This is a genomic window from Advenella alkanexedens, from assembly GCF_019132845.1.
Lineage (GTDB): Bacteria > Pseudomonadota > Gammaproteobacteria > Burkholderiales > Burkholderiaceae_B > Advenella > Advenella alkanexedens.
The window spans coordinates 67,154-81,449 of the sequence record NZ_JAHSPR010000010.1 but is presented as its reverse complement, the minus strand read 5'-3'; the positions used below and the strand labels follow the sequence as shown (position 1 = coordinate 81,449).

The window sequence follows — 14,296 nt, the reverse complement described above, 5'->3', positions numbered from 1 at the left end:
AATAACCACTTATTTTAAATGCATATTTTTGCTATCAGGCACACTGATGGCACTTAAACATAATCAAGGAATTCAAAATGGCTGCAAAGCAAGTATTATTCGGTGACGACGCACGCGTTCGTATCGTGCGTGGCGTAAACACACTGGCAAACGCTGTTAAAACAACATTGGGCCCTAAAGGCCGTAACGTTGTTCTCGATCGCTCTTTCGGCGCTCCTACCGTTACCAAAGATGGTGTTTCCGTTGCCAAAGAAATCGAACTGAAAGACAAATTTGAAAACATCGGTGCACAACTGGTTAAAGAAGTTGCTTCAAAAACTTCCGACAATGCCGGTGACGGTACCACTACCGCTACCGTATTGGCACAGGCTGTTGTAGAAGAAGGCCTGAAATACGTTGCCGCTGGCATCAACCCAATGGACCTGAAGCGCGGTATCGACAAAGCCGTTGGCGCTGCCATTGAAGAACTGAAAAAACTGTCCAAACCTTGCACCACCAGCAAAGAAATCGCCCAGGTTGGCTCTATCTCTGCCAACAGCGATGCTTCTATCGGTGACATCATTGCCAACGCCATGGACAAAGTGGGTAAAGAAGGCGTGATCACTGTTGAAGACGGCAAATCACTCGAAAACGAACTCGACGTTGTTGAGGGTATGCAATTCGACCGTGGTTACCTGTCTCCTTACTTCATCAACAACCAGGAAAAACAGGTTGCTGCCCTGGAAGATCCATTTATTCTGATTTTCGACAAAAAAATCAGCAACATCCGTGATCTGCTGCCCGTACTGGAACAAGTTGCCAAATCAAGCCGTCCTCTGCTGATCATCGCTGAAGATGTTGAAGGCGAAGCACTGGCAACACTGGTTGTCAATAACATCCGCGGTATCCTGAAAACCACTGCTGTTAAAGCACCAGGTTTTGGTGACCGTCGTAAAGCCATGCTGGAAGATATCGCCATCCTGACCGGTGGTACCGTGATTTCTGAAGAAACCGGCATGTCTCTGGAAAAAGCCACGATCGAAGATCTGGGTCAGGCAAAACGCATCGAAGTAGGCAAAGAAAACACCACCATCATCGACGGTGCTGGCGTTAGCGCAAACATCGAAGCCCGCGTTAAACAAATCCGCACCCAAATCGAAGAAGCCACTTCTGACTACGATCGTGAAAAACTGCAAGAGCGCGTTGCCAAACTGGCAGGCGGTGTTGCCGTTATCCGCGTGGGTGCTGCTACCGAAGTTGAAATGAAAGAGAAAAAAGCACGTGTTGAAGATGCCCTGCATGCAACTCGCGCTGCGGTTGAAGAAGGTATTGTTCCTGGCGGTGGTGTTGCCCTGATCCGTGCCAAAAACGCAATCAAAGACTTGACCGGTGCCAACGCTGACCAGGACGCAGGTATCAAACTGATTCTGCGCGCCATTGAAGCACCTCTGCGCACCATCGTTGCCAACGCTGGTGAAGAGCCTAGCGTCGTCGTCAACAACGTTGCCAACGGCACAGGTAACTACGGTTATAACGCAGCTACCGGTGAATACGGTGACCTGGTTGAGCAAGGTGTTCTGGATCCAACCAAAGTAACCCGTACAGCACTGCAAAACGCAGCCTCTGTCGCCAGCCTGCTGTTGACCACAGAAGCCGCCATTTGCGAAATCGTAGAAGACAAGCCTGCTGCTGCAATGCCTGACATGGGCGGCATGGGCGGTATGGGTGGCATGGGCGGATTCTAATCTGTCTGTCCCATAAAACGGAGTCTTCCCTTGCTCCGTTTAGCCACATGAACCCGGGTCTCTGGCCCGGGTTTTTCTTTGCGATAAACATTTGTAAAACAATATCCTCTTGCCCACCATCCAAAATGGCTCATCAAGCCCCTCTCTAACAATAATCCTGCTGCATTCCAGTGACGATTTTTTTCATCCACATCGCTTATTGGCGAGTCAGGCAAGCAAGTTGCACTACAATAACGCCTGTGATGCATTGAACATCAGCCGTACAATTTGCCGGTTGCGAGTGCCTTTTTACTTTTAAAACCATGACCCTACCGAATGAATCGCCGTTTAAAAGCAAAAGTGGCCTACAACGTATTGTTAAAGCAGCGCAATATTCCACACAGGGATTAAAAGCCGCCTTCAAACATGAAGCCGCTTTTCGCCAGGAATTGCTCTTGTGTGCCATCATGATGCCTCTGGCGTTCTATTTGGGCCGCAACTTGCTTGAAATTCTGTTCCTGCTGGCAACACTGGTATGTGTCCTGGTGGTTGAATTGCTCAACTCCGCCCTTGAGGCACTGGCCGATCAAATTAGCCTGGAGCATCATCCATTGCTGGGACGCGCAAAAGATCTTGGTAGCGCTGCCGTCATGCTCACCCTTATATTTACCACCATCGTCTGGATTGCCATTGCAATCGACCCATTTATTTGATTTAGTATGACTTTTACCGAAAAACTGGAAGCCGCCTGGAAAAACAGCAACTCCTTATTGATGGTAGGACTTGACCCCGACCCAAACCGCTTCCCTCCCTGCATCCAACAAAGCAAACAGGCCATTTTTGATTTCTGCAAGGGCATTATTGATGCCACCGCCCCCTATGTATGCGGCTTCAAGCCACAAATTGCCTATTTCGCCTCAGAAAGCGCTGAAGATCAGCTGGCAGCCCTTTGTGACTACATTAAAAAAACCTATCCACACCTCCCACTAGTGCTTGACTCAAAGCGCGGAGATATTGGCACAACCGCCGAACATTACGCCAAAGAAGCTTACAAACGTTACCAGGCTGATGCCGTGACGGTTAATCCTTATATGGGTTTTGATTCAATTGAACCCTACCTGGCCTGGCAAAACAAAGGCGTCATTATTTTATGCCGTACCTCAAATCCTGGTGGATCCGACCTGCAATTTTTTGAGTCATCAAGCGGTGAGCCCTTATACCTGCATGTTGCCTCATTGGTGGCGGAAAAATGGAATCGTCATGGTCAATGCGGACTGGTGGTCGGCGCGACCTTTCCTGAAGAATTGAAAAAAGTTCGTGAACGGGTAGGCGATGATGTACCTTTGCTGGTACCAGGCATTGGCGCCCAAGGTGGGGACATAAACAGCACGGTACAGGCTGGCAAAAACACCTGTTCTACCGGTATGATGATCAATTCCTCACGTGCCATTCTGTACGCCAGCTCTGGCGATGACTGGCAGGAAGCGGCAGCAGCTGTCGCCATGCAAACCCGTGATGCCATTAATGCAGCACGTGGCTGAAGCGACAAAGCAAAATTGCGCGGGACTAATTTTCTTCAAAAATCCTGCTGGCGGCAGTCAGGGCAAACAACACTGACTGCTGACGCACTTGCGCTCTATCACCGCTAAAATGCCGGGTAAAGGGCAAGGTGACAATCCCGTCTTTCTTTCGGTAAGCAAGCGCAAAACACACCATTCCAACCGGCTTGCCCTCGGTACCACCGGTGGGCCCCGCAATACCGGTTGTACTCATTGCACAAGTGGCGGTAATGGTCCGGGTCAACGCCCCTTCAGCCATCTCAATGGCCACCTGCTCACTGACTGCACCAAATTTTTGCAAGGCCTGTTCGTTAACATCCAGAAGCTCTATTTTGGATTCGTTGGTGTAGGTAACGAATCCACGATCATACCACTCACTGGAACCCGACACAGAAGTAATGGCACCCGCCAGCAGACCGCCCGTGCATGATTCGGCAGTGACCAGCAACCAGCCCTTGTTTTTCAATATTTCACCCAGACGGCTTGCCGCCTCAAATTCCTGTTCTGAATATTCTGTCATGACACTTCCCGCAGACAGTAAGTCCGGGCTGGCATGCAAACCGCCATACCAACCTTTACCTTACCAGTATTTAGTTACTTAAACACCCACCAGACGCATCAGGATGGCAATGACAAACAGCGTATAAGCTGAAGCAAGCAAATCATCCCACATAATGCCAAAACCGTTTTTCAGCTTTGCATCAAAATAACGTATTGGAGAAGGTTTGACAATATCAAAAAAACGAAATAAAACAAAAGCAACCAACTGCCAGACCAGGTTCATGGGTGCAATAATAAACAGCACCAACCAGAAAGCCACGAACTCATCCCATACAATACCGCCATGATCATCAGTTTTCAGTTCTTTGGCGGTATAGTGACAGCAGTATGTTCCATATAAAAAAGCAAACAACAAAAACAGGCCCATCAACAACTCGCTACCCAGGACCTGTTGCAAAGGCCACCATAATAACCAGGCAAGCAGCGTTCCCCAGGTACCCGATGCAGGACGCAACAAGCCGGACCCCAAACCAAAAGCACAAAAACGGTGAGTATTACCCGTTATCCATGCAAAACTCGGCCAATTGACCGGATTTTTTTTGTTGTTCAGGGACCTGCGTCGAAAAACAGATTGTTGCTGGGAGTTACTTTGATCCATTAGCGCGTGTATTCTTTTAATGAAAAGTACATAAGATTAATTATATTAACGAAAATGATCAAATCCGGAAGGCAAATCCTGAATTTCAATTAAATCTTCATCCAGTACCTTAAGTTGATTTTCCGATGTAATGGTACCAATCATGCTTAATGAAAGTCCCAATTCTTTACCCACCGCACGGATTTTTTCCCTGCCCCGGACTGGCGCCGTAAAACATAACTCGTAAACATCGCCACCACCCAGTACTGCCTTACGCTTTTGCTTCGCAGAGATGCCGGCAATGGCCGCATTAACGGGTATCTGGCTTAATTGCAGCACCGCACCCTGGTTGCTGGCCTGAAGAATATGACCCAAATCCTGCAGCAGACCATCAGAAATATCTATGACGGCATGAGCGAGATGGCGTAAAGCCAGGCCTAATTCAACCCGTGGCACGGGCATTTCAAGCCAAGGACGGGTTTTCTCGAGCAACTCATGTTCAGGGTCGCTTAGCACCTCACCCTGCCAGACACGCATCAACAGTGAAAGGGCCACATCGGCCGCTCCCAATGAGCCTGAAACCCAAATATCGTCCCCCTCACAGGCACTGCCACGAGTCAGGAACGGAGCGGTAACGGAACCAAAGACAGTAACACTGATAACAATACCCTGCTCACTTCGCGTGGTATCGCCACCAATAAGCGGACAGCCATGTTTGGCAGCCAACGCATGAAAACCGGCTGAAAAACGCGCCAGCCATGCGTCATTGAAATCAGGCAAACCCAGCCCCAAAAGGCAGCCGATGGGTTTGGCACCCATCGCCCCAAGATCGGACAGGTTAACGGCAAGCGCCTTATGCCCTAATTTGAATGGATCAACATCAGAAAAAAAATGCCGTCCTTCCAGCAGCAAGTCTGTGCTGGTTGCTATTTGTGTACCGGGCTCACTCTCAAACACGGCACAATCATCACCTACCCCAACATGTACGGATGGAGCCTGGCGTGTAAAAAACTGCCTGATTAAATCAAATTCCCCAGTCATTAACGCTTAACGGCCAGCATTGACTTCGGCAGACCTGACTTCAGCCGCCAGTTTGTCGAGTACACCATTGACAAACTTGAAGCCGTCGGTACCCCCAAACTCTTTAGCCAATTCAACCGCCTCATTGATGGCCACTTTATAGGGGACTTCCACATGCTTGATCAGCTCGTAACTGCCAATCAGCAAAATGCCGTGTTCAATGGGGGACAGCTCATCAAGTGGGCGGTCTATATAGGGCGTAAACTGTTCACGAAGCATGGGAGCCTCGGCAAAAACACCATGCAGCAAGGTCTTGAACCAAACCCTGTCCGCGTCGCCGAAGTCTTTATCTTCCTGAATATGGGCATCAATAGCACCCGCTTCCCGCAGATCCTTGTCACCACTGATCAGCCACGCGTAAATGCCCTGCAGGGCAAATTCACGCGCGCGACGACGGGCACTTCTGTTGTTCATTTTATTTTTATCAATCACTCGATATCCTATTTATCATCATCTTCATCGTCGAAATCGTCATCATCACGATCATCGTCTTCATAATCTTCATCATCTTCCGCCTCGGGTACCAGGGCAGCAGACAAATTAGCCATTTCAACGGCCACCTGGGCGCAATCCTTGCCTTTTTGGGCTGCACGAACCTGGGCCTGCTCATCATTTTCCGTGGTCAGGATACCGTTTGCAATGGGAATATTGGTATCCAGCGCAACCCTCGTAATAGCTGCTGCACTTTCATTGCTCACAATCTCGAAGTGATAGGTTTCACCACGAATCACCGCACCCAATGCAATCAGGGCATCAAACTCGAAAGTTTCTGCCATTTGTGCCAGCGTAAGACCGACTTCAAGGGCACCAGGAACGGTCACAACCATGATATCACGCTCATCAACACCCAGTTCGCCCAGTTCCTGCAGGCAAGCTTCCAGTTCGGCAAAACCGATTTCCTCGCTAAAACGGGCACATACGATACCAATATGCAGGCCTTCGCCATTAAGATCAGGGGCTAATGTGTAAGGTTTCATAACGCTTCCTATTATTCAGAGTGAGTGGGCAAATTCATTGAGGGGCAGATTCATAACCGGTTACCGTTAGCGAGTAACCGACCATGCTTGGCATTTTACGTGGAACAGCCAGCAAACGCATGATTTCCACGTTTAAATCACGTAATATTTGTGCACCTACACCGTAAGTACGCAAATCATATCGATCTGTCTTTTTGGAGGCAGGTTCTTCTTTGCCCCATTGCGCCATGGTTTCAACCAAAGACTGGGCGGAACCCTGACAATTGAGCAATACCAGCACACCGCATTCCGAAGCGGAAATCGCCTTGAGGGCGTCGGAAACTCCCCAGCTGTGCTCACTGTCTTCAGTATTTAACAAATCGAGTACGGAAAGCGGCTCATGCACGCGCACCAGCACTTCTTTATCGGGGCGGATATCGCCGTGCACCAATGCAATATGGGGTGCGCCCGAGGCCTTGTCTTTATAGGCAACGGCACGGAACTGCCCCCATGGCGTTTTAAGCTGACGCTCACCCAATCGCTGGATCATGGACTCATGTTCGCTGCGGTACTGAATAAGGTCGGCGATCGTACCGATTTTCAGGCCATGCTCCTGGGCAAAAGCCATTAAATCAGGCAAACGCGCCATCGTGCCATCGGTTTTAAGGATTTCACAAATGACAGCGGCTGGCGTTAACCCCGCCATCGCAGTCAGGTCACAGCCGGCTTCAGTATGGCCTGCACGAATAAGCACGCCACCCGAAACAGCCTTGACCGGAAAAATGTGTCCTGGATTGACCAAATCGGACGGTTTTGCATCGCGGGCAACCGCTACCTTGATGGTATGAGCCCTGTCAGCAGCCGAAATACCCGTTGTTACGCCTTCGGCAGCTTCGATGGAAACCGTAAAGTTGGTACCAAAACTGGTGCCGTTGTTACTGGCCATGAGCGGCAATTCAAGCTGCTTGCAGCGCTCTTCGGTCAGGGTCAGGCAAACCAGGCCACGCGCGTGCGTTACCATGAAGTTAATCGCCTCGGGCGTGATGAACTCGGCGGCCATCACCAGATCGCCTTCATTTTCCCTGTCTTCCTCATCGACCAGAATGACCATGCGCCCCATTCTGAGTTCATTGACTATTTCAGAAACGGGTGAAATATCAAATTTTTGTTGTACTGAGGCTTGCTCTGTTGCAGATGATGTCATAACGTGAATTCCGGACAAATACAAATGTTATTGAAAATGCGGGCAATAACGAAAAGAGAGTATTTTACCCATAGTATAGGAAGAAAATATGTAAATCGTACTGCACAACATATTGTAACAAGCATGGAATCCGTTTGTTCCAATATCCATTGCCTTGCTGTCAGTATTGACGGCCTGTTTACCCGATTATGCCCTATTCCGGAACAAAACAAAAACAATTTGACACATAAAACATGCAAGCAAGGTGCATACCACCCTGGCACCCTGTACTTTGGTACCGGTTTCATGATTTAAATTTAAATAATTTGTTTTACGGTTCAATATTATATGTTCCATATTATGAAAGACAGGTTTAAAATAATGCCATGTTTGATTAATCTTAAAACAAGATTATCTTGATCCAACCAATTACCTCTATCAGGGGGGAACTATGCAAAACGACCTGGAAACACGCGCACAAGAATCCGACAACCAAGAACTCAAGCTTTGGCTTCGCCTGCTTACCTGCAGCAATCTTATCGAAAACAAAATCCGCAGTCGCCTGCGCGTTGAGTTTGAAACCACCCTGCCACGCTTTGATTTAATGGCACAACTGGCACAAGAGCCCAAGGGCATGAAAATGGGCAACCTGTCCGAACGGCTCATGGTGAGCAATGGCAACATCACGGCCATTACCGGACAACTCGAAAAAGAAGAGCTGATTACCCGCATTGTCAACAAAGAAGACCGCCGCAGCACTTTCATCAAGCTGACCCCTAAAGGGCGGCGCCAATACAACAAAATTGCCAAGGCCCAGGGCATCTGGTTGCAGGAAATGTTTGACGGCTTGTCCCAATCCAGCCACAAAAGCCTGTACAAATCACTGGCGGATCTTAAAAAACGCATTCTCCTGAATGATGAAAACGAACAATAAGGGCTAACCTGGCTCTCCCCCGTTAACCACCAACACGACTGACACTGGGATGGCTATGAGTACGACGGCAGCACTATATTTGGACAAGGCGGATATTCTTGTTATTGGTGGCGGTATTAACGGCACGGGTATTGCCCGGGATGCAGCGGGCAGGGGTCTGAAAGTATTGCTTTGCGAAAAACAGGACCTGGCGGGCGCCACCTCTTCGGCCAGCAGCAAACTGATTCATGGAGGCCTCAGATACCTGGAACAATACGAGTTCCGGCTGGTACGCGAAGCACTGGCCGAACGCGAGGTCTTGCTTGGCAATGCACCACACATTGTACACCCCATGCGTTTTGTCTTGCCCCACAACCAAAATCTCAGACCAGCCTGGATGATTCGGATTGGCCTGTTTTTGTACGACCACTTGGCCAAACGCTCCCGAAATCTGCCCGGTTCACGGCAAATTTCCCTGGCTGAAACCTCGGTCTACGCCACTCCCCTTAATGACAGCATTAAAAAAGGGTTTATTTACTCAGACTGCAATGTTGATGACTCTCGTCTGGTCATTCTTAATGCCATGGACGCTCGGGCCCGTGGTGCACAAATTTTAACCCGTTGCGAATGCATCGGTCTTCAAACGCAAGATAATACCTGGCTGGCCACCTTACGACACCAGGATGGTACAGTCCGGAACGTACAGGCAAAGATTCTGGTCAATGCTGCAGGACCATGGGTGGATGATATCCAGAACCTGGCGGCCCAGCACGGCAACAAAACCGCCGGCAACAGCAAACTGCGTCTGGTCAAGGGCAGCCATTTGGTCACACCCAGGCTTTATGACGGCACGCACGCCTATATCCTGCAAAACCAAGACAAGCGCATTATTTTTGTCACCCCTTACCAAAATGATTTTTCAATGATTGGCACCACCGATGTCGATTTTCACGGAGATCCGGATAAAGTCGCCATTTCTGCCGAAGAAACCGATTATCTGCTGCAATCGGTCAATGCCTATTTCAAACAAACCATCCGTCATGAAGACATTGTCTCCACCTGGTCTGGCGTACGCCCCCTTTACGATGATGCCCAGGGCAATGCCTCAACCACAACACGTGATTACGTATTTGACGTGAGTGGCGGCACGGGTTCCTCACCGCCCCTGCTGTCTATTATTGGTGGCAAAATAACCACCTATCGCAAACTGGCCGAACACGCCCTTGAAAAACTGGCCCCCTTCACTGGCAAACATCAGCCTTGGACCCATGCAGCCCCCTTGCCTGGCGCTGATATGCCCAATGCAGACATCAATCTTTTCATATCACAACTGCAAAAACAATACCCGTGGCTGCCCGAAAACACAGCCCGTCGATATGCCCGCACCTATGGTACGCTTGCCTTGAGTTTTCTGGCAGAAAAAAACAATATCGAAAGTCTTGGGCAACACTTTGGCCATGATTTATATGAAGCTGAAGTGAAATGGCAGCTAGAACACGAATGGGCACGCTATGCGCAAGACATTTTATGGCGCAGAACACGACTGGGCCTGCATTTCACCCCGGAACAAACGCTTGCCTTGCAAAAATGGCTTGAAAAACAGACATTTAGGTGACATAAACGCTCACTGCCATCACTTGTCATTTAATACCTCCATTTCAAATGTTAAGATAGGGTACTCTGAATTTTATAAAGTCAATCCCCTATGTCTGAACAGGAACTTAAACTGCATGTGCCCATTCATGCGCAAAAAACAGTAGAAAAAGCCGTGCGCACGGCGCGGGCTGAAGAACTTCCTTTGCGGGCCATGTATTTTGATACGCCTGCCCGTGAACTTGCCAAGGCCAAAGTCGCGATCAGACTGCGTCTGGAAGGTACCCAATGGGTTCAAACCCTGAAAATGCCCGGCAATAACGCCATCAGCAAACTGGAACTCAATCACGACCGTCCGGGTCCCATTCTGGACCTGTCTCTATACGTCGGGACACCTGCACAGGCCGTATTAACCAACCTGGACAACCCACTGGAACTACGCTATGAAACCGATGTTGTCCGGGTATTCCGAAAACATCGTGTTGCCAAAGGCATTATCGAAATCGCCTATGACCGTGGTGTTATCCGCTCTGGCGATCTTGAACTGCCCGTTTCCGAAGTGGAGTTTGAACTGCAAAACGGTTCACCCGAAGCTATTTTTGAAGTGGGCTTGCGCTGGCTGGAAAAATACAAACTGCAGCTGGATTTACGCAGCAAATCACACCGTGGTGATGCGTTGGCTACCGCCGCACAAAACATCAAACAGGCAAAAACCTCCACATCACCACAAATTGTTCGCACAAGCGAAATTGACCGTTTCTGGGCACCCCGCAAAGCCCGCCCCTATCAAATAAATAAAAACCAGAACGCCACCCAGGCGCTCATTGCCACCACCGAGGAATGCCTTGAACAAATCTGCCTCAATGCAGGTCCACTGGCTGAAATAGACACCCTGGGTGTGGTTTCTGTTGGCCGGCCAGAACATGTGCACCAACTGCGCATTGGCATGCGACGCCTGGCAAGCAACTGGAAACTTTTTGGCAAAATTGCCACCCTGCCCGAACCCGAACTGCGGGCAGAGTTAAAAATACACCTTGGCCATTTTGGTGCCACCCGTGACCTGGACGTCATGCTGGAAACCATTGTGCCCAAACTGGAAGCGGCAGGCATGCCTCATATCCAATTTGAACAGCATGAGAGCGTCCGTACCGCACAGGAAATCGCACAAAGCGTTGCCTTCCAATCATGGCTGGTTAAATTGCTAAAGTGGACGGTATTGACACCCGCCATCGATCCCATCCCCGCAACAGACGAAGCGGCAGAAGTAACAGAAGCCCCTGCGGCCATGGATATGGCAATTGATGTCGAGGATGTGGATAAACATACCCCGCTCCAGGAAAGCACAACCAAAGCAGCGGAAAAATCACCTAAGGAAAACACGGCCAACAGCCAGCCTCCCCTGCTGATTATCCCCCTGATTCCATCCACACAGCCTAAAGTCACGCTGCGCAAACAACTGGAAGCACAGCTTAACAAATGGAACAAGGATATTGTCAACCACTGGAAAACCGAGGATAAAAACGATATTGAGGCCTATCATGACCTGCGCAAAAAAATCAAGCGAATGCGTTACGGCCTGAATGTCTATGAGGCACTTCATACCGACAGCAACCTGGGTTTTTATGTGAAGCGACTGGCCACGGCACAGGAAACGTTTGGCATTCTCAACGACTACTCAACCGCCCATACGTTTTACCGTCAGTACACCGATGCTTACCCTGAAACCTGGTTTGCCGTGGGCTGGCTATCCGCCAATCTGGAAACCTGCAAAAAACACGCTGATGAAGCATTGAAAGAACTGCCAAAGCGCATCAAGTTTTGAACCATAAAGCCGTTCATGCCTCCTTTCCGCAAGGGGAGGGCAATAAATCCTGGAACAACAAGCCTTATACTTGAATAGACCAGCACAATCCGAAAAAACCACCCTATGAACTTTTAATGCCAGCTTGCATTATCTTCATAGGGTGGTTTTCATTTAAGCCGAATGGCCATATCGCAACGACCTAGCCTTCTCCGAGCAGTGCAGCGGCAAATTCCGAAGCAACAAACGGCTGCAGATCATGCAGGGATTCACCCACACCAATCCAATAAACCGGAATCGGGCGTACACCATGACTGCCTGCGGCAACGGCTGCCAGCGTACCACCTTTGGCCGTACCATCCAGTTTGGTCACGATAAGACCGGTTAAATCCAGGGCCGCGTCAAAAGCCTTGATTTGGGAAATGGCATTCTGACCCGTATTGCCATCCACCACCAGCAACACTTCATGCGGTGCGGAAGCATCCGCCTTGCCAATCACACGCCTGATTTTTTTCAGTTCTTCCATTAAATGAAGCTGGGTGGGCAAACGTCCGGCGGTATCAACCATGACCACTGATGCATTACGCGCCTTGCCGGCATTGACGGCATCAAAGGCAACTGCGGCAGGGTCACCGCCATCCTGGGCAATAACGGCCACATTGTTGCGCGAACCCCATTCAATCAGTTGCTCGCGGGCAGCTGCCCTGAAAGTGTCACCTGCAGCCAGCAGGACGCTGGCGCCCTGGACCTGAAAATGATGGGCCAGTTTGCCAATAGATGTGGTTTTACCGGCACCATTCACGCCTGCGATCATGACCACCAACGGAGAGGCACGCTTCAGATTAAAATCTTTTTCCAGCGGTTTAAGGTGCTCGGTCAACAGCTCTTTCAAGGCGGCTTTCACTTTTGCGGCATCATCAATCCGCTCTTTCTTGACCTTGGCGCGCAAAGCTTTAAGCAGTGATTCCGTGGCTTCCATACCCGAATCAGCCATGATCAGTGCCGTTTCAAGCCCTTCAAACAGGTTTTCATCAACCTTGACACCGACAAAAATGGCACTAATACTTGAACCGGTTCTGGACAACCCCTGTTTAAGACGCGAAAGCCATGATTTCTTTTCAGGGGCCGGGGCGGGCTCTGGCTCTGGCTCTGGCTCTGGCTCTGGCTCTGGCTCTGGCTCTGGCAAAGAGGATAGCACCGGTTCTGGATCGCTTGTGGCCGGTGATGCCAAAGGTGCGGCAGGTTCAGATTGTTCAACAACAGGCTGACTGGACTGCTGCTCGGGTATTTGTGCATGCTCTATATCCTGGCCCTGCCCCAAAAGCATGGCATCCTGATCCGATCTGGCCTGTTCATTTACCTGAACAGGCGCTGGTGTGTGTTCGGGCAACACGGGAGCATTCTGAACAGCCTCTGAAACAGAAGCCTGATCATTGGCCGTCGGGCTTTCTGCCTCATCACCACGTGCCGTCTGCTCAACAAGACTTTCCTGGTCTTTATGATCCTGCGGCTTGGGTTGCTTTTTTTTCCTGAAGAAACTGAACATATGAAATTCGATATATTAAAAATTTGATTCTGAAGAAGTATTTTAACAGTCCTGTTTTTTATTTTTGCTTTTCTGCTTGCGCTTATAATCTTATCCACGCAAACCACAGGAAGATGCCGTTATTTTGCCCAAACACGTTTATCCTGTACAAGCACAGACAAATATGGCGCTCAACGCCACCATTTTTGATCATAGTGGGTTCAATGCAGCAATACAAAAATCATGAATACAACTTATAAAAAAACCAGCGGGACACCGCATAAAGTCCGTATTATCGGAGGCCATCTCAAGCGCACGATCCTTCCGGTGGCCGACGTTCCGGGGCTGCGCCCCACGCCTGACCGCGTTCGGGAAACCGTTTTCAACTGGATTAACCACTTATGGGACAGTGATTACAGTAATAAATCGGTTCTGGATCTGTTTGCCGGCACAGGTGCCCTGGGCTTTGAAGCCGCCTCACGTGGCGCAAAACACGTGCAAATGGTTGAAAACAACCCCCAAGCCATGCTCAATCTGCGACAAATTCGCGACAAGCTCAATTTGCAGCAAGTACGGATTAACAATGGTGACGCCATGCTGGTTCTAAAACGCATGGATGCCAGCCGCTTTGACCTGGTTTTTCTGGATCCCCCATTTCAAAAGGATTTAATCCAGGAAGTTTTGCCTTATCTGCCCCAAATTTTGAAACCCGGCTCATTACTTTATACAGAATCCGAAAAAAAAATCACCTTAAGTCCCCCTTTCAAATTAATGAAGGAAGGAAAGGCCGGTGCCGTGTTTTTTCAGCTACACCAATTTAATGAAGTGTAGTAAATTACCTTATA

Annotated in this window: 14 protein-coding genes; 7 read left to right on the top strand and 7 right to left on the bottom strand. The window is 49.4% G+C overall.

What is annotated here, in order from left to right:
- Positions 1-77: 77 nt before the first annotated feature.
- From groL to pyrF, 3 genes are all read left to right on the top strand, one after another.
- Positions 78-1,724, top strand: coding sequence for a chaperonin GroEL (gene groL / locus KU392_RS12260; RefSeq protein ID WP_169295441.1), 1,647 nt, complete (start codon positions 78-80; stop codon positions 1,722-1,724).
- 302 nt (positions 1,725-2,026) lie between these two features.
- Complete coding sequence (locus tag KU392_RS12255) at positions 2,027-2,416, top strand: diacylglycerol kinase (RefSeq protein WP_169295442.1); 390 nt, start codon at positions 2,027-2,029, stop codon at positions 2,414-2,416.
- A gap of 6 nt (positions 2,417-2,422) precedes the next feature.
- Positions 2,423-3,244 (top strand): orotidine-5'-phosphate decarboxylase, encoded by an 822-nt coding sequence (gene pyrF / locus KU392_RS12250; RefSeq protein ID WP_217735443.1) that lies wholly within the window; start codon positions 2,423-2,425, stop codon positions 3,242-3,244.
- A 25-nt stretch (positions 3,245-3,269) separates the two neighbouring features.
- Here pyrF and KU392_RS12245 read toward each other — a convergent pair whose 3' ends face one another.
- The 6 genes from KU392_RS12245 to ribBA all read right to left on the bottom strand — a co-directional run bounded on the left by KU392_RS12245 (position 3,270) and on the right by ribBA (position 7,640).
- Complete coding sequence (locus tag KU392_RS12245) at positions 3,270-3,782, bottom strand: CinA family protein (RefSeq protein ID WP_169295444.1); 513 nt, start codon at positions 3,780-3,782, stop codon at positions 3,270-3,272.
- 78 nt (positions 3,783-3,860) lie between these two features.
- The gene (locus tag KU392_RS12240) at positions 3,861-4,421 is read right to left on the bottom strand and encodes a phosphatidylglycerophosphatase A family protein (protein ID WP_169295445.1); all 561 of its coding nucleotides are present in this window, start codon (positions 4,419-4,421) and stop codon (positions 3,861-3,863) included.
- Between the two features lie 45 nt (positions 4,422-4,466).
- Positions 4,467-5,441: a thiamine-phosphate kinase gene (gene thiL, locus KU392_RS12235; protein WP_217735442.1), complete on the bottom strand. Its 975-nt coding sequence runs from the start codon at positions 5,439-5,441 to the stop codon at positions 4,467-4,469.
- 6 nt (positions 5,442-5,447) lie between these two features.
- Positions 5,448-5,894: a transcription antitermination factor NusB gene (gene nusB / locus KU392_RS12230; protein WP_169295566.1), complete on the bottom strand. Its 447-nt coding sequence runs from the start codon at positions 5,892-5,894 to the stop codon at positions 5,448-5,450.
- Between the two features lie 26 nt (positions 5,895-5,920).
- A complete protein-coding gene (gene ribH, locus KU392_RS12225; protein ID WP_169295447.1) occupies positions 5,921-6,457 on the bottom strand; it encodes a 6,7-dimethyl-8-ribityllumazine synthase in 537 nt (178 codons plus the stop codon).
- Positions 6,458-6,491: 34 nt separating this feature from the next.
- Positions 6,492-7,640: a bifunctional 3,4-dihydroxy-2-butanone-4-phosphate synthase/GTP cyclohydrolase II gene (gene ribBA / locus KU392_RS12220; protein ID WP_169295448.1), complete on the bottom strand. Its 1,149-nt coding sequence runs from the start codon at positions 7,638-7,640 to the stop codon at positions 6,492-6,494.
- Positions 7,641-8,070: 430 nt separating this feature from the next.
- Here ribBA and KU392_RS12215 point away from each other — a divergent pair, with 430 nt between their 5' ends.
- The 3 genes from KU392_RS12215 to KU392_RS12205 all read left to right on the top strand — a co-directional run bounded on the left by KU392_RS12215 (position 8,071) and on the right by KU392_RS12205 (position 11,947).
- Positions 8,071-8,553 (top strand): MarR family winged helix-turn-helix transcriptional regulator, encoded by a 483-nt coding sequence (locus KU392_RS12215; protein ID WP_217735441.1) that lies wholly within the window; start codon positions 8,071-8,073, stop codon positions 8,551-8,553.
- Between the two features lie 55 nt (positions 8,554-8,608).
- Positions 8,609-10,147 (top strand): glycerol-3-phosphate dehydrogenase, encoded by a 1,539-nt coding sequence (gene glpD / locus KU392_RS12210; protein ID WP_217735440.1) that lies wholly within the window; start codon positions 8,609-8,611, stop codon positions 10,145-10,147.
- Between the two features lie 90 nt (positions 10,148-10,237).
- A complete protein-coding gene (locus KU392_RS12205; protein ID WP_217735439.1) occupies positions 10,238-11,947 on the top strand; it encodes a CYTH and CHAD domain-containing protein in 1,710 nt (569 codons plus the stop codon).
- A 181-nt stretch (positions 11,948-12,128) separates the two neighbouring features.
- Here KU392_RS12205 and ftsY read toward each other — a convergent pair whose 3' ends face one another.
- On the bottom strand, positions 12,129-13,253 hold the full coding sequence (ftsY, locus tag KU392_RS12200; protein ID WP_217735452.1) for a signal recognition particle-docking protein FtsY: 1,125 nt from the start codon (positions 13,251-13,253) through the stop codon (positions 12,129-12,131).
- Between the two features lie 441 nt (positions 13,254-13,694).
- On the opposite strand from ftsY, the gene rsmD reads away from it, so the two are divergent.
- Complete coding sequence (rsmD, locus tag KU392_RS12195) at positions 13,695-14,282, top strand: 16S rRNA (guanine(966)-N(2))-methyltransferase RsmD (RefSeq protein WP_217735438.1); 588 nt, start codon at positions 13,695-13,697, stop codon at positions 14,280-14,282.
- The last annotated feature ends 14 nt before the right edge of the window (positions 14,283-14,296 follow it).